Raw genomic sequence first — 26,491 nt, 5'->3', positions numbered from 1 at the left:
CCAAATTTCTGATAATAATAAATTCCTGAAATGACTAACGTACGTGTACGATTTGCACCTAGCCCAACAGGGCCGCTACATATCGGAGGAGTGAGAACTGCTCTTTATAACTATCTTTTTGCTAAGAAAAACAATGGTACTTTTATTCTTCGTATTGAAGACACTGACCAAAACAGGTTTGTGAAAGGAGCCGAAGATTATATAATCAAATCTCTGGAGTGGGCCGGTATGGTTCCTGATGAAGGGCCTGTACAAGGAGGTGAATATGGACCATATAGACAATCTGAAAGAAAAGAGCTTTATAAAAAATATGCTGACCAGTTAGTCAAAGATGGAAAAGCTTATTATGCTTTTGATACTCCTGAGCAGCTAGAAGAAATGAGGACTCAATTAAGAGAGGCAAAGGTTGCTAACCAGCAATACAACGCATTGACACGTACTAAGATGACTAACTCTTTAACTCTTAGTGCGGAAGAAGTACAAAGTAAAATTGATAATGGTGATCCTTATGTAATCAGGCTAAATGTACCGGCAAAAGAAGAAATAAGGTTCAAAGACATGATCCGTGGCTATGTTAAGGTACATGGTGGAACTCTTGAAGATAAAATTTTACTAAAGTCTGATGGTATGCCAACATATCACCTGGCGAATATTGTGGATGACCACTTAATGAAAATAACTCATGTCATTAGAGGTGAAGAGTGGCTTCCTTCAACTCCTATTCACGTATTATTATATAGATACCTTGGTTGGGAAGATTCTATGCCGGAATTCGCTCACCTTCCATTGTTATTAAAGCCTGATGGAAACGGAAAATTATCAAAAAGAGATGCGGACAAACATGGTTTCCCTATTTTTCCATTAAACTGGACGGACCCGATCAAAAATGAAGTTAGTTTGGGATATAAAGAATCAGGATATTTACCTGATGCCTTCATTAACTTCCTTTCTCTGCTAGGGTGGAACCCGGGAAATGACGAAGACTTGTTTGACATTAATAAGTTAATCGAGCTTTTTGATATAGACAGAATTCAGAAATCCGGAGCTAAGTTTGATATTGAAAAAGCAAAATGGTTTAACCAGCAATATTTGAAAGAAAAATCAAACGAAGAATTAGGTGCAAACCTACATGATTTCTTAAAAACTCAAAATGTAGATTGTGATGAAGCTAAATGCATTCAGATAGCTTCCTTTATGAAAGAAAGAGTTACCTTCATTCATGAAATGTATACTAATTCTAAGTATTTATTTGAGAAGCCTGATTCATACGACGATAAAATAGTCAATAAAAAATGGAATAATGAAGCTGCAGAAATTATTATGGATTTCGCAGAAAAAATCAAGGCAGAAAATAATGATGATCCTCAAAAACTGAAACAATTACTTATGTCAGTTGTAGATGAAAAAGGTATCGGCCTTGGAAAAGTTATGCCATGTATTCGCCTAGCCCTAACCGGACAGGGAGGTGGGCCTGATCTAATGGAAATCATCTCTTTCTTTGGAATAAAAGAAAGTGTAGACCGAATGGTCAATGCAGTAGAAAAATTAGGATAATATATAAGCCGGTTAATATTAACCGGCTTTTTTTATTTTTGGAAAAAGAGACCCTACTCTTTTTTTATAACTAACATAACTATCCCCAAATAAGGATATTAATTTTCTTTCTTCAAGCTTTATCCCAACAACCAGATAAAACAGAGTAATCAGAAATAGTGTAACGCTATAAATATTTAATGAAAAATAAAGCCATCCGACCAATATTAGAATGGTTCCTGAATATAATGGGTGTCTAACATAATTATAGATTCCCTTGGTTACTAACTCCTGATTTAAAGACTCATCCAATCCCATAAACTCTTTGGCAGAAATGTATTTGAATGAATACACTATTATAGCCGCCCCAAAAATTGCTAGAGCAATACTTATTATAATCCTACCAGGTAAAATAAAAATTGGAACTTTTGGAATTATATAATAAAAAACCAGCAAAGCAGTAAAATGAAGCCCACTAAATAAGAAATAAAATAATCTGTATTGCCTTTGGCTAATACCTGTTAGTTTTCGTGTCTTTTCCTTAATTTGCGTGTCGGCTAAAAAGCTATGTATAAAATAAAACACCAACCAATTACATAAAAACAGGATCAAAACCATAACCTCATTTTCATGAAAAATAAACTTAAACTTTGTTTAATCAAAGAAGATAAAAAACCAATTGATCGTCGGGTGGCCATTACCCCTGAACAAGCTTCAAGAATAAATGAAAAATATGAAAATGTAACTGTATTTTTTCAGCCCTCTGAAATCAGGTGCTATTCAGATGAAGAGTACTTAAATGCCGGGGTAATGCCAATGAAAGATCCTTCTGAGGCGGATATCTTAATCGGGGTTAAAGAAGTGCCGGTAGATAAATTAATAGAAAACAAGACTTATTTATTCTTTTCTCATACCATTAAAATGCAAGAGTATAATCGTACTCTATTACAAGAAATCGTTAATAAAAATATACGGTTAATTGATTATGAGGTGCTTAAAGATCCAAAGGGTGCTCGTGTAGTAGCATTTGGTAGATGGGCCGGAATAGTCGGAGCTTACAACGGAATTCTCACATATGGAAAAAGATATAACCTGTTTGATTTAAAAAGAGCCCATGAGTGTTTTGACCTCAAAGAACTTAAAGAAGAATACCATAAAGTATCATTACCTCCTATTAAAATTGTTTTGACTGGTGGTGGTCGGGTTTCTAAAGGATCTATGGAAGTTTTAAATGGTATGAACATAAGAAAAGTTAGCCCGCATCAGTTTATAACTGAAAACTATGATCATCCTGTTTACACACAGCTTAACAGTATCGATTATCATGAAAGAAAGTCTATTGGTGACTTTAATAAAAAAGAATTTTACTCACACCCTGAAAGGTATGAGTCTACCTTTTTGGACTTTGCAGAACACGCAGATATTTTAATTGCCGGTGCATATTGGGATCCGGCACAGCCAGTACTTTTTAAAAGGGAAGATATGCTAGACAGGTCTTTCAAAATTAAAGTAATTGCAGATATCACTTGCGACATAGAAGGTTCTATACCTAGCACAATCAGACCTTCAACCATTGATTCTCCATATTATGATTATGAGCCATCAATGGGTGAAGAAGCTGCTCCTTTTTCAGATGAATCTAATATAACTGTGATGGCAGTTGATAATTTACCATGTGAATTACCACGGGATGCATCAAATGATTTTGGCTGGCAATTATGTGAGAACGTAATAGCTTCTCTGACTAACAACTCAGATGACCATACGATAGTAGAAAACGCTTCTATTACAAAAAAAGGACATTTAAACACTCCTTTTAAATATTTACAGCCATTTATTGATGGAAAATAATGCTTCAAGTTTGCTAAACGCAATACAGAAGTTATATTAGCGGTTCTTAACCTTAACAAACATGAATCAACCTCAACGAGTTTTTGACGTTTTATATTTTCAACAAGTACATTATCCAAAAGATGTTGCTGTCGCAAACATTCACAATGGTAAAATAGATTCCTGGTCGACGGAAGAACTTATTAAAAACTGTCGCAAACTTGCTTTGAGGTTAATGCAACACGGTCTTAAAAAGGAAGATAAGGTTGGGATTATAAGCAATAACTGCAGAGAATGGAATGTTGTTGACTTTGGTTCACAACACATTGGAGCTATTACTGTACCAGTTTACCCTACTATCACAGCAGATGATTATGCTTATATTTTCGGTGAATCTGAAGTTTCAATTGTCTTTTGTGAAGACAAAGAATTAGCAGATAAAGCTTCTGAAGGACTGGAAAAAGCAGGAATTGACGCTGAAGTGATTTGTTTCTTAAATGATCAAGGCTACAAGTACTTTTATGATTATTTAGACGAGTTAGAACTTACTGATGAGCTAGTTGATGATCTGGAAAAAGCAATCTCTTCGGTTAGTCCGGAGGACTTATTAACTATAATATATACATCTGGTACCACAGGAAAGCCAAAAGGTGTTATGCTTAACCATAGCAACATATTAAGCAACCTTGTAGCTGTATCAAAAATATTTCCGAAAGTTAAACCTGCATACCAATGCAAGGCATTAAGCTTTCTTCCACTATGTCATATATTTGAGCGCACAGCTTCTGGTATGTATATATATCTTGGAGTTTCTATCTATTATGCGGAATCGATGGACACTATCGGTGAAAACCTAAAGCTGATTAAACCACAGCTTTTCACTACAGTTCCAAGATTATTAGAGAAAATATACCAAAAAATTGTCGCCAAAGGACTAGAATTATCAGGTTTAAAAAAGGCCTTATTTTTCTGGGCAATTGATCTGGCTGATGAATATGATACACGTGGAAAAAGCTCTTTTTATAAATTTAAACTAAAAATTGCCCGTAAACTTATATTCTCAAAGTGGCAAGAAGCATTGGGTAACGAAATATTGTTTATTGTATCGGGAGCCGCTGCCCTTCAGTCAAAAATTACAAGAGCATTTTTTGCTGCTGATATGCCGGTAATCGAAGCATATGGACAAACTGAAACTTCACCGGGTGTTAGTTTTAGTCTTTATGATGACCCTAGGATAGGATGTGTTGGCCCGGCACTAGATAAAGTAAATGTTAAAATTGCAGATGACGGAGAAATTCTTGTAAAAGGTCCTAATGTAATGAAAGGTTACTATAAGCAACCTGAATTAACAGCAGAGGCTTTTGATGAAGATGGATGGCTAAAAACCGGAGACATTGGAGAGTTTGTTGATAACAAATATTTGAAGATTACCGATCGTAAAAAAGAAATGTTCAAAACCTCCGGAGGAAAATATATTGCGCCACAGGTTATTGAAAATGCATTAAAGGAATCTCCATTTATAGAGCACTGTATGGTTGTAGGAGAAGGAGAGCGTTTTCCGGGAGCAATTATTCTTCCTGATTTCGAATCACTGAAAAGCTATGCATCATCGCACAATATCCCTTTTAAATCAAACTACGATCTAATCGAAAAACCAAAGATTCAGGAACTCATAAAAGGGGCTGTCGACAAAATGAATAATCGTTTTGCCCAATATGAAAAAATCAAAAAGTATGAGTTAACTGCTGATGATTGGGGAATAGAGTCAGGTGAGCTTACTCCAACACTTAAATTAAGACGAAGAGTTCTCAACGAGAAATACAAATCCCAGATTGAAAATATTTATAAGGAATAACGTTCCTTATTTCTTTACTGCATTTAAATAAGCAGCACAATTCAAAAGTAAATAATCATCAGCCGATTTATTCTCTTTGTTTTCTAGTGCTGTTTCAATTATCATGCTTAATAATTGAGCAGTTTTACTATTGGAGTTTTCGCTTAGCTCAGTAATTGCATTAGCTATCGCTTGCACACTTGATACATCAATTTGCTGAGCTTCCATTAATGCTTCGTCTGCATCAAGTCTTTTTGGCTGCTGATTTAAAAAAGAATTTAAATCCTTAAGGGTATTTTTCTTTGCCATAATCAAAAAATTAAACGTGCTCTAATATCTCTTTTGCTACAGGTAAATATTCTTTTTCAGATAAGATCGTAGAAAAATTAACAAACAGGTTTTTCATAGGAACTTTATTTCCAATGACGATTGTGTCTAATTCTTCTGTTGCCTGTGCTATTGTTTCCTTTCTTGTCTGAGAGTGAATTCTGTTTGGAAGAATAACGATTTTTAATTTTGCATTAAACTCTTTTGCCGGCTCAAGATCCCTGACTGTCTGATACGTTACCAATAGGTCATTTGGTGATAAACTGGTTGGCACTATAACTATATCTGATGCTATACAAAGCTTTTTTATATTCTTATCAGTAGTCTTTCCTGCGCTGTCAACAATAACATAATTATATGACCCCTCTGCCTTTAGTTTTTCGATCTCGTCAATGCAATCTTCATCAAGGGAAGGAATTATCGGAAAGAGATTATTTTCATTAGCACCCGTTTTATACAGCTCCATTTTTCGAAGAGTATTAAGGGTGTAATTATTATCTGTTTCAATTAATGCTATCTTGTAACCAAGGCTGTTAAGCATTGTCGCCAGGTTAATTGCATTGGTTGTTTTACCGGTTCCGCCTTTACGCGAAATAAAGGAAATTATTTTTGCCATTATATTTCTTAAATTGCTTTCCAAATATAATAATTAGATCAAAACGTCAGATATAAATGCCAGACAATAGTAATCAAATACTTACATTAAGAGAAATTATTCAAAATAGAAGAGCTGTCTACCCTGTTGCTTTTAATGATGCTCCGGTTGATGACCACATTATTGAAGAAATGCTAGAAGCTGCTAACTGGGCGCCAACCCATCGCCTAACCCAACCCTGGAGGTTCTCAGTTTTTACTGGCGAGGGCATTAATAAACTTGCAGATTTTCAATCGGAATTATATAAAAAAATCGCTTCGGAAAAGAATACATTTAAAGATGCTACATATGATAAGCTAAAAACCAAACCTCTTAAATGCAGTCATATTATCTCCATTGGAATGAAAAGAGATATAAAACAATCTGTTCCGGAAATTGAGGAAGTTTCTGCAGTTGCCTGCGCTGTTCAAAATATGTGGCTAACAGCTTCTGCACATAAAGTTGGTTGTTATTGGGGGTCAGGGGGTATAACTTATGAAAAAGAGGCGTTGCCATTTTTCGGATTATCAGATAATGATCAGTTGTTGGGATTTTTATATATTGGTAATACTGATAAACCATGGCCTAAAGGCCGTCGATCACCAATAACTGAAAAAACGGAATGGATAAGAGAATAAAATCAACATTACTACATTTAAGATTTCCTTTTTCACTATTCCTTTCCCCGATTTATCTATTTGGATTATCAGTGACGGATAGTATTAATGTTCAAAAAAGTGTCCTTGGTTTTATTATCTGGCATTTATTAATTTATCCTGCTAGTAATGGGTTTAATAGCTATTATGATAAAGATGAAGGAAGTATTGGTGGGTTAAAATCTCCCCCTAAGGTTAATAATACTTTATTAGTGGCTGCCAACCTGTTAGATATAAGTGCTTTATCTTTAGCATATATTTTCATAGGAATATGGTTTACAGCTTTTTGTTTCTTATATATATTAGTTTCAAGAGCTTATAGTTACCCGTTAATTCGTTTAAAAAAATACCCTTGGACAAGCTGGGCTATTGTTGGCTTTTTTCAAGGAGCATGGGTATTAATGAGTGTAATTGTTATTAATAGCCCTTCAACTGAAAACCTACTTAGTACTAATCACATATTTGCGGCAATTATTGCTTCTATGATGCTTTATGGTTCATATCCGATAACACAGATTTATCAACATGAAGAAGATTCTTCCAGAGGTGATAATACAATTAGCCTTAAACTGGGAATTAAAGGAACTTTTCTGTTTTCTATGGCCCTATTAAGTATCTCAGGTCTAATCCTTATCGTTTTTCTATTCTTGAACAAGGGTCTATCTTATGCCTTCTGGGCAATAATATGTACTATTCCAATTCAATTGAACCTTACAATATGGTACATGAAATATATAAGGCAGGGAAAGAAAGAAGTTACTTTCAAACAAACAATGAAGCAGAATGCCATAGCTTCTATACTGCTAAACATCTGCTTCATTGGATTATTAATAATCAACTGAATTTTAGTCAGCCTGCTTTAAATATTTATACAGATCGCTATCAGTTGTAATTACAATATTTGTTTTATCATCAAAAGATTTCTCAAGTGATTCCATTGCTCTAAGGAAAGAATAAAAGTCTCTTGAAGAGCCATTCTTATTATATGCAGCGGCATAAATGGAAGTAGCTTCAGCATCAGCTTTACCTTTAATAATTTCAGATTCTTCAACAGCTTCTGATTGAATCTTCGCCAGATCACGTTCTTTATTACCTTGAATTTTACTTGCCTCTCCCTGACCTTCAGATCTAAACTGATCAGCAATTCTCTTTCTTTCACTGATCATTCTGTCATACACACGGTCTCTGACTTCATCGACGTAGTTCATTCGTTTAAATCGAATATCAAGAATTTTTATTCCTAGGTCTGCAGTACGCTCATTGGCCTTTTCAAGAATCATTTCTTCGATTTTTGCTCTTCCAACAGAAATTTTTTCAAGCTCGTCAAGCTCTTGAAGATAATCTTCAGAAACTACCGGTTCTCTATTTGTTGATCGGATAAGATCAAGAAGATTAAAACTTGCTACTGCATTTCTGGTTTCACCATCAAGAATATCATCTAACCTTGATTGCGCTGACCTTTCATCTCTAAGTCGGATAAAGAACCTCAAAGGATCGGTCACCTGCCATCTAGCATAAGTGTCTACAAAAATGTATTTCTTATCTTTAGTAGTTACCTGGTTTGGATCACCATTCCATTTAAGATAACGCTTATCAAAAAACTGGACTTTTTGGATAAATGGTATCTTAAAATAAAGTCCGGGCTCTATTCTTGGTTCACCTACAGGCTTACCAAACTGAGTTACAATTGCCTGTCTCGATTCATTGACAATAAATGTGCTTGTCAAAGAACCAATAATCAGAATAATACCTAGTATATAAATTAAAATCTTTGCCTTTTTCATTATTTCTCAGAGTTTGAAGTACCGTTAAGATTTAAAAGCGGGAGTACATTTTTCCCTGACTCATCAATAATTGTTTTGCCTTGTACTTTAGGTAGTATTCGCTCCATAGTTTCATAATAAATCCTCTTTTTGGTTACTTCAGGAGCTTTAATATATTCGCTATATAAAGAATTAAACCTTTCTGCCTCACCTTTGGCACGGTTTACCCTGTTTAAAGAGTATGCCTCAGCTCTTTCAATTGTTTGCTGTGCCTCACCTCTAGCTCTCGGAATTACTTTGTTATACTCCGACTCAGCTTGATTAATTAGTGTTTCTTTTTGCTGTAATGCTTCATTCACCTCATTAAATGATGGTTTTACAGGCTCAGGTGGATTAACGTCCTGCAAAACAACCTGGTCGATTCTGATTCCGTTTTCATACTCGTTACACATTTCCTGAAGAAGTCTTTCTACTTCAGTTGCGATTTCCTGCCTACCGATTGTAATTACTTCGTTTACAGTTCTGTCACCTACTATCTTTCTCATAGCAGCTTCAGCCATATCATGAAGAGCGTCTTCAGCATTACGAACTTTGAACAGGTAATTATAAGAATCTGTAATACGATATTGCACTACCCATTCAACATCTGCCAGGTTTAAGTCTCCTGTCAGCATAAGCGATTCATCTGAAAAATTACTTGTAGAATATGTCGTTCTCACATCAGCATCTTCCGTGCGAAAACCAAATTCCTGCTTCAATTGCCTTTGTACAGGTATTTTATACATTTTCTCTATTCCGAAAGGTAAAATAAAATTCAAGCCAGGGTTAACGGTTCTTGAATACTTTCCGAGAAAGATAACAACACCCTCCTCTTCGGTTCCAACAGGCTTAACTGTAGTAATAATTGTAATGAGTATCAAAACTCCAATTATTAGAAATCTACCATATCTTCGCAGGAACCCTGAAGCCCTTTCTCCTGCATCTGAATAATCAGTCATAGTTAAAAGTTAGTTTAAACGGTTTAGAATTATTTATCTTATAATCAAAAATCAATTTCCCCAAAAAACGATGAACAATTGGCCAAAATATAAAACTGATAATCAAAATTTTCTTAAGCTTTGAACAACCAGTCAATTTTAACATTCTTGGTATATTATAATTTTACTCATGCATAATTTGAGATTTATATATTAGTAAACCTCAAAATAGATCGTAAACAATCAAAAATCAATCAGAATTACTTTAATGGTAAAAGTGATAGAACACTTTTAGTGTTGTTTCGTTAAAAACCCTATGGCAAAAAATGAATTGATTTACGTTTTTGATCCTTTGTGTGGTTGGTGCTACGGTTTTAGTAATCACATTAAAAGATTTATGGAAGACAATAATAGTACCTTCGAAATCTCCGTATATAGTGGCGGCATGATTTTAGGTGAGCAAGTTGGGCCAATTGGTGCAATTGCTCCATTTATTTCAAAGTCTTCTAAAACTGTTGAAGAAAGAACCGGTGTCAAATTTGGTGATGCCTTTATAAATGGTGTGCTAAGAGAAGGAACGATGGTTTTAAATTCAGAAGTTCCCGCCAGAGCACTCCGGACAATGAAGGCAATAGACAGAAGCAAAAGCCTGGAATATGCTCATAAAATTCAGTCGATGCTTTATTATGACGGAATAGATCCTAATATTCCGGAAAACTATAAAGATATTGTCGAAAGCTCGGGGCTAGATTTTGAGGACTTTTACAATAGGTTTTCAAGCAGAGAGTATCTCGAAAAAACTTATGACGAATTTAAGTTCGCTGCTGCATTAGGTGTTAAAGGTTACCCAACCCTGTTTATGAGAGTTGATGAAACTATTTATCTAATGGCAAGAGGATTCATCCCTTCCGAAGAAATTCAACGAATGGCAGATAAAATTTTAACTGCTATAAATGATAATTAAGAACTTGCAACTGGCTGAGGAAGCATTTCTTGAAGTACTTCCTTGGCTTTTGCTACAGAATCAACATCCTGAACAGTAAGAACAAGCCTTTTTCCTGTTTCTTTCATACGGCATGACCTTGGGTTTTGCTGTATATAGCTAATTACAGCCCCAAAAACTGGAGAGTTATAATACTCTTCTTTTTCAGATGGCGGACAAAATGCCTTAATAGTATTGCTCTTTAAATTTAGTTTTTCAAACCCAAGTTGCTGAGCCAACCATCTCAACTCAACAGTTTCAAGCAGAGATTTTACACTTTCAGGTAATGGACCAAACCTGTCTCTAAGGTTTTTTTCAAACTTATCCAGTTCTTCCTGATTTTTCAGGTTATCGGCTTGATTGTAAAGACTAAGTCTTTCTGCAATATTTGAAACATAATCTTCAGGAATCAAAATTTCCATATCTGTTTCAATATTTGTATCCGCTACCAGGTTCTTAACTTTTTCAGAAAGCTCCTTGTGAAACAGATCTTTATATTTCTTTTCTTTTAGCTCTTGGATAGTCTCATCAAGAATTTTATGATATGTATCAAATCCCAGGTCTGTAATAAACCCACTTTGTTCACTTCCCAATAAATTTCCAGCTCCCCTGATATCGAGGTCACGCATTGCAACTTTAAATCCGTCACCAAGGTCTGAAAACTCTTCCAGAGTACTCAACCTTTTTCTGGCATCTGTAGAAAGGCCGATAGTTGGTGGCGTAAGTAAATAACAAAAGGCTTTTTTGTTGCTTCTTCCAACCCTACCTCTCATCTGGTGCAAATCAGAAAGACCAAACATATGTGCCTGATTTATAATAATTGTGTTAGCATTCGGAATATCTAATCCAGCTTCAATAATATTGGTTGACACTAACACGTCATACTCACCTTCAATAAATCTGAGCATAGCTTTTTCAAGCTGATGACCCTGCATCTGTCCATGGGCAATACCTATTCTGGCATCAGGAACTAGTTTTAGAATAATATTTCCAACAGACTCAATGTCATTAACCCTATTATGAACAAAAAACACCTGACCTCCTCTTCTTAATTCATAACTCACCGCATCTCTGATAATATCTTCATTAAATGTATGAAGCTCGGTAGTTACAGGCTGCCGGTTTGGTGGTGGTGTTTGAATAATACTTAAATCACGAGCACCCATTAAAGAAAAATGGAGTGTTCTTGGAATTGGAGTCGCTGTCAAGGTTAAAACATCAACATTAACTCTCATTTCCTTGAGTCTTTCTTTCACCTTAACACCAAATTTTTGCTCTTCGTCAATTACTAGTAAACCAAGGTCTTTAAACTTTACATCCTTATTTACAATTCTATGTGTTCCTATAAGAATGTCAATTTTTCCTTCTTCAGTTTCTTTTAGGATATTCTTTATATCCTTGGTTGACTTGAACCTGTTTATATAATCTATTTTAACAGGAAAATCCTTTAGTCTTTCTGAGAAAGTATGAAAATGCTGCATTGCCAAAATGGTTGTAGGAACCAGAATGGCAACCTGTTTGCTGTCATTTACAGCCTTAAATGCGGCACGAATAGCAACTTCTGTTTTTCCGAAACCAACATCTCCACAAACAAGTCTGTCCATCGGGTGTGGTTCTTCCATGTCGGCCTTGACATCAGCTGTTGATTTAGCCTGATCAGGCGTGTCTTGATAAATAAATGAAGACTCAAGCTCAGCCTGCAGATAATTATCCTTGCTAAAAGCAGTTCCCTGAGTTGCCTTTCTCTTTGCATATAACTGAATCAGGTCATCGGCAATATCAATAACCTTTTTCTTAACACGTTTCTTTTTGTTTTCCCACTCTGGAGAACCAAGCTTACTTACTATTGGAGGAGACCCTTCTTTACCTGCGTATTTTGAAATTTTATGAATCGAATGAATTGAAACATATAGCAAATCATTATCCCTATATATTAACCTGATGGCTTCCTGTTCATTTCCTCCTACATCAACTTTCTCCAGACCAGCAAACCTACCAATTCCATAATCTATGTGCGTAACAAAGTCACCAGGCTGAAGAGTATATAGCTCTCTTAATGTTAATGCCTTTGATTTAGAATGCCTGTCTTTTGTTTTAAATCGATGATACCTTTCAAAAATCTGATGGTCTGTAAAACAGGTTATTCTCATATTCTTATCTACAAACCCCTGTCTTACTCCGGCAGTAACATCCTCAAACTTAATTAGTGGGTCTATTTCTTCAAAGATATTATGAAGCCTTTCTATTTGTTGCTGGGATTCAGCCATTACAAAATTCGAATACCCTTTTTGCTGATATTCAAGCAAAGTATCCCCCAACAATGTAAAATTTTTATTAATACTTGGTTGAGATTCAGACTCATAATTTATAACAATGGAGTCTTTAAAATAAAACCTGTTACCAAACTCAACCACAGGATATTTACCAATATGTTCTTCAAAAGATTGTTTTTGCTCAAAAAGATCTTCCGGGCTTAGCACAACTTTGGTTCCCATTGACTGGCTAAGCACATTCCCAAAATCTTCAGTGGCCTTTGCAAAATATGAATCGACAGTATCAAGAACTTGTGCCAGATCTTTTATCCAAACCTTAGTGTTTCTAGGTAAAAACTCAAGAAATGACTGACGTGTCTCTTCTAACAATCGTGTTTGAACATTGGGAATAATATTAAGCGTTTTAACATTTTCCTGAGAAATTTGAGTTTCTGGATCGAAGGTACGAATACTATCTATTTCATCACCAAACAACTCTATTCTGAAAGGTAAGTCATGCGCAAAAGAAAAAATATCAATTATTCCTCCTCTTACAGCAAACTGTCCTGCTTCATATACAAAGTCTGTTCGTTCAAAATCATAAGAAACCAAAAGCTCACTTAATATTTCAATATCTACCTTATCTCCTTCCGTAGCAGACCAGGTGTTTTGTAATAGCGACCTTTTATTAATAACCTTTTCAGTCAGTGCTTCAGGATATGTAACAATAATTTCACCTGATGGAGATTTATGGTTCATTCTGTTAAGCACCTCTGCCCTTTGAAGTATGTTGGCATTTTCTGTTTCATCAAAACTATATGGGCGCTTGTATGAAGTTGGGAAAAACAAAATGTCCTTATCAGGAAAAAAGTTTTTTAGATCAGTGTGAAAATAGGCTGCCTCTTCCTTATCATGTAAAACCAATAAATGATTTTGCTTATTCAAAAGAAATACTGATGAAAATAAAACTGCATCAAGGCTACCGCTGACTCCTCTGAGTTGCAATTGTACACCTTCATTTGGCTTTATCTTATCAGCAATAATATTTACTTCGCTGCTTTCTCTATATAATTTTAAAAAAGAAGATGCCTTCACTGTTTTGGACTTATAATATTTAAATATTAACGAACTCTATACCTGACTATTTCAATTAATATAGAATCCTGTAAAGTTGGACAATATCATTCAAAAACAACGACTAACTGCTTTAAAGGTTTATTAAAAGATAACCAAAACAGAAAATAATTATTATCAGGATATATGTCAGGTTGAGATAATTAGTGTAAATTAATTATGCCGAAACAATTCTTAAATTTATTGGTAATAATAATATGAAAGGGAAAGTCTATAAGACCAGCGCTGACCAAAATACTTCTCTATCAACTATAGAGAAAATTGAGTCTTTGCACCCTTATCAAACTATCACCTATTTATCAATTTTCGGTTCATCTTTAATTTTTGTCTTTTTACTTGTTGTGTTATTTGTTAGCTCTAGTCACTCAGATAAGGTCATTGAAATTCCTGTAACCTTTTACCTCAGCACAGGTTTTTTGGTTTTTTCTCATTACTTTATTTCGAAACTGCCAAAATTTTTTGATGAAGAAAATGATCTTAATATTAAAAGATACTTAGGCTTCGGTATCCTTTTTACTGCTCTTTTTGGGGTATCTCAACTTTTCGCCTGGATAAGCCTGTTTAACGATCAAATTTATTTTGATGGTAAAGCTGTTGAAACCATGCTTTATTTATTGAGTGGATTACATCTTCTTCATATTATTGCAGGGTTAGTATTTATGATATCATTATTCATATCGTGTCTTACATCATTATCTGATCCCGTTAAAAATCTAATATATTTCACCAATCCATTTCAAAAAATGAAACTATCTTTGCTCCATGCCTTCTGGGTTTTCATGGATGTCTCCTGGATTTTTATTTTAGGGACATTCATCATGATGATATTGGTATGATGAGTAAGGAAAGAAAACAACTTTTTAGAAAGCTTAAGAAATCTAAACCTAAATCCCTTGATCAGGACTTTCAACGATTCCATGATGAAGCCTTCGAGGTTATTGATTGTTTAGAATGTGCAAATTGTTGCAAAACAACCAGCCCGATATTTTATGATGCCGATATTAACAGGTTATCCAAGACCCTGAAAATGAAACGGGCTGAATTCATCGATACCTATCTTCATATTGATTCTGAAGGTGACTATGTTTTAAATGAGACTCCATGTCCATTTCTGGGTCATGAAAATAAGTGCATTGTGTACGAAAGCAGACCGACCGCTTGTAAAGAGTATCCACATACAAACAGAAAGCGCCAACATCAAATTTTACCACTAACCTTAAAAAATACAGAAGTGTGTCCGGCTGTGGAAGAAGTGGTGAAAAAAATAGAGGCCCTGTACAGCGGGCCTCAATAGTTAATTTAAAAATGGCTTGTATTCGTCAAGGTCAAAATCCTTCCCGATACCATACCTGATAATATCTTCAAATTCAAAAGTCTCAAGCGATACTACATCTTTACATTTATAATTCAACTCCCCGATTCTTTCTACAACTTCAAAGATATACACCTCACCAAAGTTTTTAACTTTATAGTGATTTCCAACCCGGAGTCCATTGAAACTCATATGCAGATCGCTTTTACTCATATTAATCTTCGCTTACTATATTTTCGATTTCAGATAATTTTGCTGAAGTACAAGGTCCAGAAGTCTCATAAATTATCTTGCCTGATTTATCCAAGACAAACACATATGGTTTATTCTTGCTTTTAAGATTAAGAGTGTCTTCATACTCTTTGATTGATCCCTTGTAGAACAATACGTGTGGGTGCAGCTCAGGGTCAAGATTTTTCTTCGCCTGATTCTTAGCTGTTCCAATACTTGCAGCATTTACACCTGTAAACATAGGCACAAAATATACATTGATGTCATACATAAAATCAGAGAAAAGTCCTCCACCGGCATCAGCAACAAAACGATCATAGACAGGTTGAAACCAAGTATTTAAATCGTCTTCGGCTTTTTTACTGTAGGCTAAACCGACAAGTGTAAACTTCCCTTTTGTGTCATTAGGCAAAGTAAGTTTTTTATCAGTTACTGTCTCACCAGATAACTGAGGGAATTTTTTCTGCGCACTTATGTTAAGTGTGACGAACGCAAATAGAAGAAAAACAACAATATTTAGTTTTCTCATAGCTGTAATATTTTTATGAACAGGAAAATTAATATTAATTTTAAAATTCCACAGATAATAATTTAACTATATCTAACAACCCCAAAATTCGTGCAATTATTCTTTGAATAAGACTAAAAATTTTATCACTTTACAGATTGTAATTTTTTTTACAGGCAATTATGCATCTTAATTTAATAGATCAACACATTTTTGTTACAGGTGGAAGCAGAGGAATAGGCCTGTCGATTGTAAGCGATCTGCTTAATTCTGGTGCTTTTGTCTCAAGTGTTAGCACAACTATTTCCGAAGATCTAAAAGGTCTTAAAAAAGAATATCCCGAAAATTTAAATCTCCTGACTACTGATTTAAGTAATACTAATGAAATAAAACAGTCGTGGTCAGAAGCAATTAATTTCAGAACTGTTACAGGTTTAGTAAATAATGCCGGGATTGCTTTTTCATCGGATCTTTTAAAAGAAAATGATAATGAATGGCTAGCTGAATGGGACAAAACCTTTGCTGTTAATACAAGAGCCGTAGCCTATTTATGCAAGCTTGCTATTGAATTGTTTATCTCTACTGGTGAGGGAAGAATAATAAATATTAGTTCCCGTGCAGCATATAGAGGAGATACTGCAGAGTATCTGGCTTACGGAGCTTCAAAAGGGGCTTTAGTGTCTCTAACAAAATCAATTGCCAGGGCTTATGGTAAGCAAGGAATAAAAGCTTTTGAAATAGCTCCTGGTTTTACCAGAACTGACATGGCTCAGGATTTTATTGATCAGTATGGCGAAGATTATGCATTAAATGACATTGCTTTAAAAAAACTTACAACTCCCGAGGATATTTCGCCAACGGTGGTCTTTCTACTAAGTGGTAAGGCAGACCATTTAACAGGAACATCCATTGATATTAATGCCGGGAGCTATGTACATTAAACTAAACAACCACAAAACCTATAAATAAATAATGGCTACAAGAAGCGGATTCTCAAGTAAGATAGGATTCATATTAGCAGCAGCCGGATCGGCAGTTGGACTTGGAAATATATGGAAGTTTCCTTTCGAAGTTGGAGAAGGTGGCGGTGCAGCATTTTTAATAATGTACCTCATTTTTTGTTTTATTCTTTGTTTCCCGGTAATGCTTACAGAAATAGCAATCGGTAGAAAAACGCAATTAAACCCTGTTGGCGCATTCAAAAAACTTGGTTTTCCAAAATGGGCATCAGTTGGTTTCCTTGGAATATTAAGTGGAGTGTTTATCCTTTCATTTTATAATGTAGTTGCAGGGTGGGCTCTTGGATATTTCGTTGAGATGATCCAGGGTAACTTCGAAATTGGAAAAAAGTTTGGAGAGTTTACTAACAATGCTGTCCTGATTTCAATCTGGAGTTTATTATTTATGGCGGCAACAGCCTTTATTGTTTCTAAAGGAATTTCAGGAGGTATTGAAAAAGCATCAAAAATTTTAATGCCTGTTTTGGTAATCTTGATACTATCGTTAGTAGCTTATGCATTCACGCTGGAGCATGCAATGACAGGAATTTCATTTTATCTTGTTCCTGATTTTAGCGAAATCACTTTAGAGGTTGCACTGAATGCTCTAGGTCAAGCTTTCTTCTCATTATCCCTTGGTATGGGTGCATTGATCACTTATGGTAGCTATGTTGGTAAAAAAGACAATATAGTTAGTTCAGCAGCATTCATTACAATGACTGATGTAGGTATTGCATTTATAGCTGGCTTAATGATGTTCCCATTTGTTGCATATATTACTAATGGTACAATGGAGGGCGTTGATGGAGGACCTGGGTTAATTTTCGTTACCCTACCTGGTGTTTTTGAATCATTTGGAGCTACGTTGGGAATTATCGTTGGTGCAGTATTCTTCCTTCTTTTAAGTTTTGCTGCTCTTACTTCTACGGTTTCTTTACTTGAAGTTCCTGTTTCATATTTTGTTGATGAAATAAAAATCAAAAGAACTAATGCTGTATGGCTGATTGCCGGATTTATTTATTTACTGGGAATTCCTTCCATGTTAAGTCAGGGTTCAGTACCAGCATTAAATAAGTTCCTTACATATCCTTCGGGAGAGTCAATTGACTTCATGACTTTTATTGAAAACCTGAGTTCAAATACATTCCTTCCATTAGGAGGATTGTTAATAACCTTATTTGCTGGGTATGTATGGAAGAAGGAAAACCTTATGGAAGAAATCGAACAAGGATTTCCGGGTACATTTAAAGGCTCATTCTTAAGTAAGTATATATCATTTTGTATCTGCTACCTATGTCCAATTGTACTAGGGGTAATCTTTATACTTACAATTTCAGATGTATACTTTGGTGTAAACCTTATCAGCTATTTTACTGAATAATATTTGATAGATACTTAAAACAAAAAAGAGTTCGCTGGTAATCAACGAACTCTTTTTTTATGTTTTGAACTTAATTTACTTATTAAGCTCTTCTAATATTACATCTTTTCTACTTACAACAACATGCCAAATTCCTTCAATTGAATCCCGGTTAACCGGAAAATCATAGGCTAGCTGTTGATCGTTATTAATAAACTGAACATTATCATCAAGCTGCCCAGCATTTTTGAACTGATATTTATATGCCTCAAAAACTTCTAGCTCTTTTGAAGAAGCTTCAGTCATTGAATCTAAATCATCCGTAGACAAAAAAACTATCTCTGCCTTAAACTTCTGTTCTAAAGAATCAATTGTTAATTCATTAACTCCTTGATCTCTCAATGCCTTACCAATAAATACAGATTGTTTTTGAGCAGCAGAGAAAATATCCTCTCTGGATACTTTCACCAGCTCATTCTTTTCCATCTGTCTTTGAACTTCAGAAAGCTTTTGTCTTTCCTTTTCGTCAATCTGGCAGGATAAAATTCCCACAGATGCTATAAGTATGGCAGCTAAACTCGACTTCATACTTAAAGTTCAGATAATTATTTCAATTCAAGTGAGTAAAGAGTATATTTTTGTTCCCCGCTGATCAGGTCTTTTACCATTCCACCGATCACCATGCATGAAACATCTTTGCCACTTTTACTCTTTAACTGAATATTTCCTTTCCAGGTAATTCCTTGTTTTAAATCTGATACCATTTGCTCATAAGCAGTAGTGTTTTGAACCAGACTTAAATAAGTCTTATTGTAAATTTCTGAATCAGAATATCCTAAAGCTGCTGTAAACAGATTGTTTACATGATTAAACTTGAATGATGAATCAAGCTCAACTATTTGCAGCGAGTTACTAATGATATTCTCTTTGGTTTCTCTCTCTCTTTGGCTTCGCTCCATCTCTTCTTGAGTAGCCTGTAGCTCTTCCATATTCTGACGCATTTCTTCTTCCTGAGATCTCATTTGTTCTGTTAGCTCTTGAGATTCTTCTAGAAGGTTTTGAGTACGCTCATTTACTTTTACACTACTAATTGAAGAAGCTATACTTTCAGCAATCTTTTCAACAAATTCAATTTCATGATCTTCGAAAAGATTAAAGCTTGCAAGTTCTACAACTCCGTAAACCTCTTCATTAATTTTTAAAGGTACGATAAGAATACTATTTGGATTAGCATCACCAAGTCCACTTGTAATTCTGATATAATCCTCAGGAACATCAGTGATATAAACTTTGTCTTTTTCTAGCCATGCCTGACCAGTTAAGCCATCACCAGAGTATACTTTTTGATCAAGATACTTTTTCTTATCCCAAGCATAACATGCCATTAAGTCAAGAAATGGCTCTTCTTCAGTATCATTTACTATAAATAATCCACCTTGATTAGCTTTAAGGTACTTTACAAGGTTTGTAATTATTTCTTCGCTTAACTTTTTAAGGTTATCGTTATTTGTTCTTAATAGTTCACCAAATTTCGCCTGACCTTCAGTAGCCCAACTACGCTTTTTATCTTCCTGAGCAACTCTGTTTAGGTTGTCACGCATTTCGATAAGAGCATTTCCTAGTGTATCATTCTCACTAAGTGGAGTAAATTCAGCATCGTAATTTCCGTTACCAATCTTCTCAGCGAAATAAGATGTTTCTTTAAGTCCTTCAGCAAGGTTTTCTACCGCATATGCCATATCTCCGATCTCATCATTACTTTGATTAACAGAGTTGGTTTCTGGAATTTCTCCTTTACCTAATTTATTAATAACATCTCTAAGCTGATTAACCGGTCTTGTTATTGAATTTGCAACAACCAAACTCGATACAACTCCTATTACTATTAGAACAATCGCAACAATTATTGATGAAGATTTTAATTGCTCAAGCGATGAGCTTAATTCTTCATCAGCAGTTTTTGTTTCTGATTCTTTCCTTTTCCTTAATTCCGTAATCTGGTTTTGTAAAGAGTCAGTTAGAGGGATTAAAGATTCAAGTGCTGTTTCAGCGGTAAATTTAAGAGCCGCATCATCATAGTCTGTAAATTTTTGCAATTGAGACATGATGTCTTCACGACTTATCATTAAAACCTGTTCGTATGTTTGAAAAACAGTGTCAAGTTTCGCAGTATCAGCCGGAGCCCAGTTTTCCTTAAGGTTTTCAAGTTTACCTTTCAGTTCCTTGTATTCATAATCATGAATAAGCTCAAGTTTTTTCTTATCTGCGGTGTTCGTTTGTAGATATACCCAGTTGGTGGTATACATTTTTGTACGAAGAGCTAAGTCATCAAATTCTGCTAATGCATCTGATGACGGTCTTACAATATTTGCAAGACGATCTAAAGTACTGTTATTCTCATTAACAGTAATCACCGTAAAAATTGCATTAATAGTGAAAAGCAAAATGAGAATTAAAAATCCTCCTAAGACTTTTAGCCTCAGACCAATTCGTCTGTTTTTCATAGCGTGAGCTCAGTTAAAAATTTAGCTACTAAAAAAAATTATATTACAGTTGCCAGCCTTTGTAATTCGCTGGAAACTTTTAACCTGGCAGCATTTGTAGCATCAAGGTTTAATTCAAACCTTGGCTTGCCGCCTTCAAATACAAAATTTATTCCGCTGCCTTTACTTGCTAACCCTGGTTCTTCTGTTATTACCAATGTAGATCCAGAAGCAACTTTCCCGAGTACAGTAGGTAGTAAACCACTCTTAGTTTTAGGAACAAATACAATATGAGGTGGGTTAGTTATTTCACCCGGACTATTATACTTTACAACCTTAAAACTCTGGTTTCCTGCTTTCCTCGATTGTGCTAATGTGTTCAAATAATCGATCAATTCACAATCACCGACTACACCAATAACAAAATCTCCCTGGCTATAAGCTGGAGGCCATTGAATATATTTTGTAAAATTATATATAAAAGTAGCATGAAACTTGTAATCCTGTGCAGAAAGATGTACTGCTGTAAGAAAACATATCAAAAAAATAATTTTTTTCATGTCTGACAAATTAAAAATAATAACAGATAAAAAATAATTTACTCTTGGAAGAATAATTTTAATCTATAAATCTAATGAATAGTTTTAGTATAAGGTGAAAAATTCGTTTTATTATTAACTTTGTTCGTTAAACAATGAATATATGATCGATAAGCTCGAAGATATAAAAGAAAGATTTGAAGAAGTAGGACAATTGTTAATACAACCGGACATTGCATCGGATATTAAGAAATTTACCTCTTTAAATAAAGAATATAAGGATCTGGAAAAGATTGTAAAAGTTTATGATGAGTACTGTTTGGTTGATTCAAACCTAAAAGAAGCCAAACATGTTCTCGAAACTGAAAAAGATCCTGGGTTTAGAGAAATGGCTAAATCAGAGATCGATGACCTTTCTCCAAAAAAGGAACAGCTTTTTGACGATCTTAAAAAGTTATTAATCCCTAAAGACCCAAATGACAGTAAGGATGCAATCCTTGAGATCCGTGCTGGAGCTGGTGGTGATGAAGCTGCAATTTTTGCTGGTGATTTATTTAGAATGTATCAGCGTTTTGCTGAAAAAGAAGGTTGGTCTTTACGTGTACTTGACCTTACAGAAGGTACCGCCGGAGGTTATAAAGAAATTATTAGTACTGTTTCGGGTGAAGATGTATACGGTAAATTAAAATTTGAATCTGGTGTGCATCGGGTTCAAAGAGTCCCGGCTACCGAAACTCAGGGAAGGGTTCATACTTCAGCTGCTTCGGTTGCTGTTTTACCAGAAATGGATGAAGTCGAAGTTGACCTGGATATGAATGATATCCGAAAAGATACTTTCTGTTCTTCGGGTCCGGGAGGTCAGTCTGTAAACACGACATATTCTGCAGTAAGGCTAACTCACAACCCAACAGGACTGGTAGTAACTTGTCAAGACCAAAAATCTCAGATTAAAAACTTTGAAAAAGCTCTTGGAGTACTTCGAAGCCGACTTTATGAAATTGAACTTAAAAAACACAATGATGAAGTAGGTGGAATGAGAAAATCAATGGTTGGTAGTGGCGACAGAAGTGATAAAATCCGTACATATAACTATCCTCAGGGTAGAGTTACCGATCACAGAATTAATATGAGTGTTCACAATTTACCAACTGTGATGGATGGTGATATCGGAAATTTTATCGAACAACTTCGTATTGCAGAACATACTGAAAAAATGCAGGAGGATAATGAAGGTTAATCCTCGTAAAATATTTTTATTTATTATTATATCACTGGGAGTTGGTTCTTGCATATCTGAAGATGCTCCCTTTGATATATTAAGTGAGCCCCAGGTCTTTTTGCAAGACACTGTTTCATTTGACACATTATTGATAAATACTTCATCTCCTTCCAAACGATATAAAATCGTTAATCCTGGAGGCAATAACATAACCATCAATTCCATTAAGTTATCATCGGGAACATCCTCCCCTTTTACTCTTATTATTAAAGGACAAAAAGGAAAGGAGTTTTCGAATGTCAAACTCAGAGGCGGAGATAGTCTGGAAATTTTGATTGAAGCATATTTTACTTCTCAAAACACTAAAAACCCCGTCCCTGTTTATGATGACCTGATTATCGATAACTTATATTCAAATCCGGTTGTGATTGAAGGTTTTAGTCAGGATGTTAAGGTTTTGGATGATTTTATCTTCAGAAACGACACCACAATAAAATCTGGAAGTAGAATTCACATTAAAAATAACGCCTACATTGATAGTCTGGTTAATGTTAATGTAGAACCAGATGTTATTTTCTTTATGGGAAATAACTCAAGGCTTTTGGTAAAGGGAGGCCTAAACATTGAAGGCACATTCTCTGAAAAAGTAATATTTATTCAGAGCAGGCAAGATGGTGTTTATGAAATAACGCCAGGACAATGGGACGGAATATACTTTCTTGAAAACAGTCTGGGGTCAACAATTAATAATGTAATTATTAAAAATGCCACTTTCGGTTTAAGATTAGGTGATCCTGATGAGTCAGAAACTGATTTGATTATTAAAAATACTCAGATCATTAACTCTCTATCACATGGTATTCTGGCTTTTTCTACAGATTTTGATCTTGAAAATGTAGTGGTTGGCGAAGCTGGAGAACAGGCTTTTTCTGCACTAGGTGGTGGGAATATTAATATTATACATAGTACTATCAATGCAGGTTCTGGTGTTCTGGCTATTCAAAACCCTGTCACCGGATTTAGTGATAATATCCCACTTTCAGATGGATCAACGATTTTAAAACCTTTAAACCTGCTGGTTAAAAATTCCATTATTTGGTCTCCTTATAATTCATCGGTTATCATTCAAGAAGTTGACTCTCAAAACAACTCCATATCATTCAGCTCAAATATCTTCGGTTGGTTAGATATAGATCAAAGTTATCTAATTGATATTAATTTAGTTGATGAGGATCCTTTGTTTACTGATGCAGGTGAGTTCGACTATTCTATAAAAGCTGAAAGTCCTGCAATTAATTTTTGTCTTCCTGAAGGTGTTACAAACGATATCCTTGGAAAAGATAGGGACTCGGCACCAGACGCAGGAGCTTTTGAATTTATTGGGCAATGAGTGTTTTTCAAAAAGAAATCATATTATCACCTCGAAGCAGGGGTTTTCATATAATTACACATGAAATAGAAAATGCTCTGACTGACTGCCCAATCAACACAGGTATTCTCAATGTATTTATTAAGCACACTTCTGCTTCAATATTTATCAATGAAGCTGCCGACCCGGATGTCAGAATTGACATGGAGAGCTTTATAAATAATGCTATTCCTGAAAATGAACCCTATTTTATACATACATACGAAGGCCCGGATGATATGCCTGCTCATATAAAAAGTGCCCTATTTGGTTCTTCGGTTCAAATTCCAATAACAAATGGAAAGATAAACTCCGGAACCTGGCAAGGAATATATCTTGGAGAACACCGTAATCATGGTGGCTCACGAAAACTTGTTATCACCGTTATTGGAGAATAGCCTAATTAGAATCCCCGCTTAAACCCTTATAGATATTTTTTAACTTGGCAAGGTCTTCAGGACTAATATCTTTTCCATTCCCATTTCCATTAACATGAATTGCCTTATAGATTCTGGAATAAATAGCAATCGAATCAATTCTACCATTATTTTCTATCGGATAGATTTTTATTTCATGATTCGTTTCAGGGTTTCCATCAATTATGCTGTTATCAAATGTTTGTTTCTCGCCACTAAACGCTTTATCAAAATATTCTTTCCATTGTGCTTTATCCAGGTTAGCAGGTAAACAATTCAGGAAATTATCATTTTCACGAATAGTGAAAGAAAACTCATTTTTGGAAGATTTATTAGCCATGATAATACTATAATCTTTGTCTAATAAAATCACTCCCTCTTCTATGCTATCAAATGTATTCTTATATCTTTCTTCCTTTTCCTGAATAGCCTTGGCTCCTCGCATCATTTCTTCCTGAGTTGCCTGAAGCTCCTCCATATTCTGACGCATTTCCTCTTCCTGAGATCTCATTTGCTCTGTTAACTCCAGAGACTCCTCCAGTAACCTTTTTGTGTTTTGATTAATCTTTACAGAAGAGATGGCAGAGGCTATATTTTCAGAAAGATTCTCAATAAATTGCTTCTCGTGCTCTTTAAAGATATTAAATGATGCTAGTTCAATTATTCCGAATACTTTTCCATTTACTTTTAATGGTACAATGTATAAGGAAGATGGCGATGCTCCTCCTAAACCTGATTTAATAGTTGCATAATCTTCTGGAAGTTCTTCAAGATAAATTGACTTTTGCTCAAGATAACATTGCCCCACAAGGCCCTCTCCCGGAATTAGTTCTTGTTTCAAGAATTTTTGACGATCAAAAGCATAAGCTCCTACTAAACTGATAGTAACATCATCGCCTTGTGATTCATCACCATTTACTATAAACAAACCTCCCTGATTAACCTTCAGGTATTTAACTAAATTAGTAATTAATTCTTGTCCAAGAGATTTTAAATCATCAGAGTGCTTTCTTAGCATATCCCCGAATTCGGCATAGCCCTTGTTGGCCCAGTTTCTTATCTCTGCATCATCTGATACAGTTTTAAGACTATCACGCATTTCCGCTAATGAATCTCCTAACTCGCTACCTTTCTCAAAAACAGTAATTGAATTATCGAATTGACCCTGCCCTACTTCAAGAGCAAATAATTTTACTGCTCTTAGGTTTTCAGTTAGGGTATTGATGGATTCATGAATTTCTGCTGTTTCCTTAAGGTTTGATTTTCTGGTCTCTGGTAAATTACCCTTGCTTAGTTCACTAACTCGCTGGTTAACTCTATTAATTAATTCGCTGATATTTCCTTGAACAAGGTAGGTCATCACAGCAACCAGTATTGCAAAAATCACAATAAAGGTAATACCCAAATTAAACCTCAAGCTTAATGTGCCAAGAATATCTTCTTTTTTATCAAAGCTTATTTTGGTTAATACTGCAACGACTTCTTCAATTTCAGCAGAAAAATTATTTTGCTTTTCAGCAATATTATTTAAATAAAATGTAGCCCATTTTGGACTTGCGTTTACTTTTTCAGATAATTCAGATAAGACTTCATTAACCTGAGTCGGATCAATCATGCCTGTTACCGAATCAGCTTCAAATGTAATTGATCTTATTTCTGATGATAAAGAAGTTTCATTTTCGATAGCTTTCTCAAAAAAAGCAATATCAGCAGAGAGCTGATAAAAATTGTTTTTTATTATCAGCAAAGATTTATTTAATATCTGTCCTTCTTCAGGAAGGTTTTTCCAAAGAGAATCAATATCAACAAGTTGCTGCTTAGCCTCTTTTAATAACTCATTTTCATCTCGTAAAATTTGAGAATTTATTTTTTTGTTAAATAATGAGAGCGAAATAGCCTCATTAACATTATACTTTACTAAAGATAATTTTGTTGATATCTTCTCAGTGATTACAATTCCATTTTCTATATTCTTCCTTGCTGTAAAATCACCGCCAATAAGAAAAATATAGATCAGCAAACTGAATACAAATGATACCAGAAAACTAAGAATAAGCCTTGAACGAATTGAATTAAATTTTATCATCTCAAAAAA

At 34.8% G+C, this 26,491-nt stretch carries 25 protein-coding genes; 13 read left to right on the top strand and 12 right to left on the bottom strand.

The annotated features are described in order from the left end of the window. The first annotated feature begins 30 nt into the window (after nt 1-30). Nucleotides 31-1,554, top strand: coding sequence for a glutamate--tRNA ligase (gene gltX, locus HH304_RS01385; RefSeq protein ID WP_169677650.1), 1,524 nt, complete (start codon nt 31-33; stop codon nt 1,552-1,554). Between the two features lie 18 nt (nt 1,555-1,572). On the opposite strand, the gene HH304_RS01380 is transcribed toward gltX, so the two are convergent. Continuing rightward, nucleotides 1,573-2,151 carry a methyltransferase family protein gene (locus HH304_RS01380; protein ID WP_169677649.1) on the bottom strand — a complete coding sequence of 193 codons (579 nt, stop codon included), beginning with the start codon at nt 2,149-2,151 and terminating at the stop codon, nt 1,573-1,575. A gap of 12 nt (nt 2,152-2,163) precedes the next feature. On the opposite strand from HH304_RS01380, the gene HH304_RS01375 reads away from it, so the two are divergent. Together HH304_RS01375 and HH304_RS01370 are read left to right on the top strand one after the other, a co-directional pair. Continuing rightward, nucleotides 2,164-3,384, top strand: coding sequence for an NAD(P)-dependent oxidoreductase (locus tag HH304_RS01375; protein ID WP_169677648.1), 1,221 nt, complete (start codon nt 2,164-2,166; stop codon nt 3,382-3,384). A gap of 61 nt (nt 3,385-3,445) precedes the next feature. Continuing rightward, nucleotides 3,446-5,218, top strand: a complete 1,773-nt coding sequence (locus HH304_RS01370; RefSeq protein WP_169677647.1) for an AMP-dependent synthetase/ligase — start codon at nt 3,446-3,448, stop codon at nt 5,216-5,218. A gap of 6 nt (nt 5,219-5,224) precedes the next feature. Here HH304_RS01370 and HH304_RS01365 read toward each other — a convergent pair whose 3' ends face one another. Both HH304_RS01365 and HH304_RS01360 read right to left on the bottom strand, forming a co-directional pair. Then, complete coding sequence (locus HH304_RS01365) at nt 5,225-5,506, bottom strand: hypothetical protein (protein WP_169677646.1); 282 nt, start codon at nt 5,504-5,506, stop codon at nt 5,225-5,227. A gap of 10 nt (nt 5,507-5,516) precedes the next feature. After that, nucleotides 5,517-6,140, bottom strand: a complete 624-nt coding sequence (locus HH304_RS01360) for a ParA family protein (protein WP_169677645.1) — start codon at nt 6,138-6,140, stop codon at nt 5,517-5,519. A gap of 56 nt (nt 6,141-6,196) precedes the next feature. On the opposite strand from HH304_RS01360, the gene HH304_RS01355 reads away from it, so the two are divergent. Together HH304_RS01355 and HH304_RS01350 are read left to right on the top strand one after the other, a co-directional pair. Continuing rightward, nucleotides 6,197-6,796: a nitroreductase family protein gene (locus HH304_RS01355; RefSeq protein WP_169677644.1), complete on the top strand. Its 600-nt coding sequence runs from the start codon at nt 6,197-6,199 to the stop codon at nt 6,794-6,796. Then, the gene (locus HH304_RS01350) at nt 6,781-7,656 is read left to right on the top strand and encodes a UbiA family prenyltransferase (protein WP_169677643.1); all 876 of its coding nucleotides are present in this window, start codon (nt 6,781-6,783) and stop codon (nt 7,654-7,656) included. Before HH304_RS01355 ends, HH304_RS01350 begins: the two co-directional genes overlap by 16 nt. Nucleotides 7,657-7,659: 3 nt before the next feature. Here the strand turns inward: HH304_RS01350 and hflC are convergent, their stop codons facing one another. Beyond that, on the bottom strand, nt 7,660-8,598 hold the full coding sequence (hflC, locus tag HH304_RS01345) for a protease modulator HflC (RefSeq protein WP_169677642.1): 939 nt from the start codon (nt 8,596-8,598) through the stop codon (nt 7,660-7,662). After that, nucleotides 8,598-9,575, bottom strand: a complete 978-nt coding sequence (hflK, locus tag HH304_RS01340) for an FtsH protease activity modulator HflK (protein WP_169677641.1) — start codon at nt 9,573-9,575, stop codon at nt 8,598-8,600. The genes hflC and hflK overlap by 1 nt, the downstream gene beginning before the upstream one ends. Nucleotides 9,576-9,870: 295 nt before the next feature. Here hflK and HH304_RS01335 point away from each other — a divergent pair, with 295 nt between their 5' ends. Then, on the top strand, nt 9,871-10,518 hold the full coding sequence (locus HH304_RS01335; protein WP_169677640.1) for a DsbA family protein: 648 nt from the start codon (nt 9,871-9,873) through the stop codon (nt 10,516-10,518). Here HH304_RS01335 and mfd read toward each other — a convergent pair. Further along, the gene (gene mfd, locus HH304_RS01330) at nt 10,515-13,883 is read right to left on the bottom strand and encodes a transcription-repair coupling factor (RefSeq protein WP_169677639.1); all 3,369 of its coding nucleotides are present in this window, start codon (nt 13,881-13,883) and stop codon (nt 10,515-10,517) included. The two genes, HH304_RS01335 and mfd, sit on opposite strands and share 4 nt — an antisense overlap. A gap of 236 nt (nt 13,884-14,119) precedes the next feature. Between mfd and HH304_RS01325 the strand changes: the two genes are divergently transcribed. Further along, entirely contained in the window at nt 14,120-14,758 is a 639-nt protein-coding gene (locus HH304_RS01325) for a cytochrome c oxidase subunit 3 family protein (RefSeq protein ID WP_169677638.1), read from the top strand. Then, nucleotides 14,755-15,216, top strand: a complete 462-nt coding sequence (locus tag HH304_RS01320) for a YkgJ family cysteine cluster protein (protein WP_333908727.1) — start codon at nt 14,755-14,757, stop codon at nt 15,214-15,216. Before HH304_RS01325 ends, HH304_RS01320 begins: the two co-directional genes overlap by 4 nt. On the opposite strand, the gene HH304_RS01315 is transcribed toward HH304_RS01320, so the two are convergent. Next, nucleotides 15,217-15,447, bottom strand: a complete 231-nt coding sequence (locus tag HH304_RS01315; protein ID WP_169677637.1) for a hypothetical protein — start codon at nt 15,445-15,447, stop codon at nt 15,217-15,219. A 1-nt stretch (nt 15,448) separates the two neighbouring features. Beyond that, nucleotides 15,449-15,994 carry a hypothetical protein gene (locus tag HH304_RS01310; protein ID WP_169677636.1) on the bottom strand — a complete coding sequence of 182 codons (546 nt, stop codon included), beginning with the start codon at nt 15,992-15,994 and terminating at the stop codon, nt 15,449-15,451. A 161-nt stretch (nt 15,995-16,155) separates the two neighbouring features. Here HH304_RS01310 and HH304_RS01305 point away from each other — a divergent pair, with 161 nt between their 5' ends. Both HH304_RS01305 and HH304_RS01300 read left to right on the top strand, forming a co-directional pair. Next, the gene (locus tag HH304_RS01305; protein ID WP_169677635.1) at nt 16,156-16,914 is read left to right on the top strand and encodes an SDR family NAD(P)-dependent oxidoreductase; all 759 of its coding nucleotides are present in this window, start codon (nt 16,156-16,158) and stop codon (nt 16,912-16,914) included. A 31-nt stretch (nt 16,915-16,945) separates the two neighbouring features. Beyond that, nucleotides 16,946-18,352, top strand: a complete 1,407-nt coding sequence (locus tag HH304_RS01300; protein ID WP_169677634.1) for a sodium-dependent transporter — start codon at nt 16,946-16,948, stop codon at nt 18,350-18,352. A gap of 75 nt (nt 18,353-18,427) precedes the next feature. On the opposite strand, the gene HH304_RS01295 is transcribed toward HH304_RS01300, so the two are convergent. The 3 genes from HH304_RS01295 to HH304_RS01285 are packed head-to-tail and all read right to left on the bottom strand — an operon-like array spanning nt 18,428 to nt 21,374. Further along, nucleotides 18,428-18,919, bottom strand: coding sequence for a hypothetical protein (locus HH304_RS01295; RefSeq protein WP_169677633.1), 492 nt, complete (start codon nt 18,917-18,919; stop codon nt 18,428-18,430). A gap of 17 nt (nt 18,920-18,936) precedes the next feature. Continuing rightward, entirely contained in the window at nt 18,937-20,835 is a 1,899-nt protein-coding gene (locus tag HH304_RS01290) for a GAF domain-containing protein (protein WP_169677632.1), read from the bottom strand. A gap of 38 nt (nt 20,836-20,873) precedes the next feature. Next, nucleotides 20,874-21,374 (bottom strand): YfiR family protein, encoded by a 501-nt coding sequence (locus HH304_RS01285; protein ID WP_169677631.1) that lies wholly within the window; start codon nt 21,372-21,374, stop codon nt 20,874-20,876. 142 nt (nt 21,375-21,516) lie between these two features. Here HH304_RS01285 and prfA point away from each other — a divergent pair, with 142 nt between their 5' ends. The 3 genes from prfA to HH304_RS01270 are packed head-to-tail and all read left to right on the top strand — an operon-like array spanning nt 21,517 to nt 24,378. After that, on the top strand, nt 21,517-22,590 hold the full coding sequence (gene prfA, locus HH304_RS01280) for a peptide chain release factor 1 (protein WP_169677630.1): 1,074 nt from the start codon (nt 21,517-21,519) through the stop codon (nt 22,588-22,590). Beyond that, a complete protein-coding gene (locus HH304_RS01275) occupies nt 22,580-23,962 on the top strand; it encodes a hypothetical protein (RefSeq protein WP_169677629.1) in 1,383 nt (460 codons plus the stop codon). The genes prfA and HH304_RS01275 overlap by 11 nt, the downstream gene beginning before the upstream one ends. Then, nucleotides 23,959-24,378 carry a secondary thiamine-phosphate synthase enzyme YjbQ gene (locus tag HH304_RS01270; protein WP_169677628.1) on the top strand — a complete coding sequence of 140 codons (420 nt, stop codon included), beginning with the start codon at nt 23,959-23,961 and terminating at the stop codon, nt 24,376-24,378. Before HH304_RS01275 ends, HH304_RS01270 begins: the two co-directional genes overlap by 4 nt. Before the next feature lies 1 nt (nt 24,379). Here HH304_RS01270 and HH304_RS01265 read toward each other — a convergent pair whose 3' ends face one another. Next, entirely contained in the window at nt 24,380-26,482 is a 2,103-nt protein-coding gene (locus HH304_RS01265) for a GAF domain-containing protein (protein ID WP_169677627.1), read from the bottom strand. Nucleotides 26,483-26,491 lie beyond the last annotated feature (9 nt).

The sequence above is a fragment of the Marinigracilibium pacificum genome (assembly GCF_012926615.1).
GTDB lineage: Bacteria > Bacteroidota > Bacteroidia > Cytophagales > Cyclobacteriaceae > Mangrovivirga > Mangrovivirga pacifica.
The sequence above is the reverse complement of the archived record's forward strand: the minus strand, read 5'-3'. Positions and strand labels throughout refer to the sequence as shown.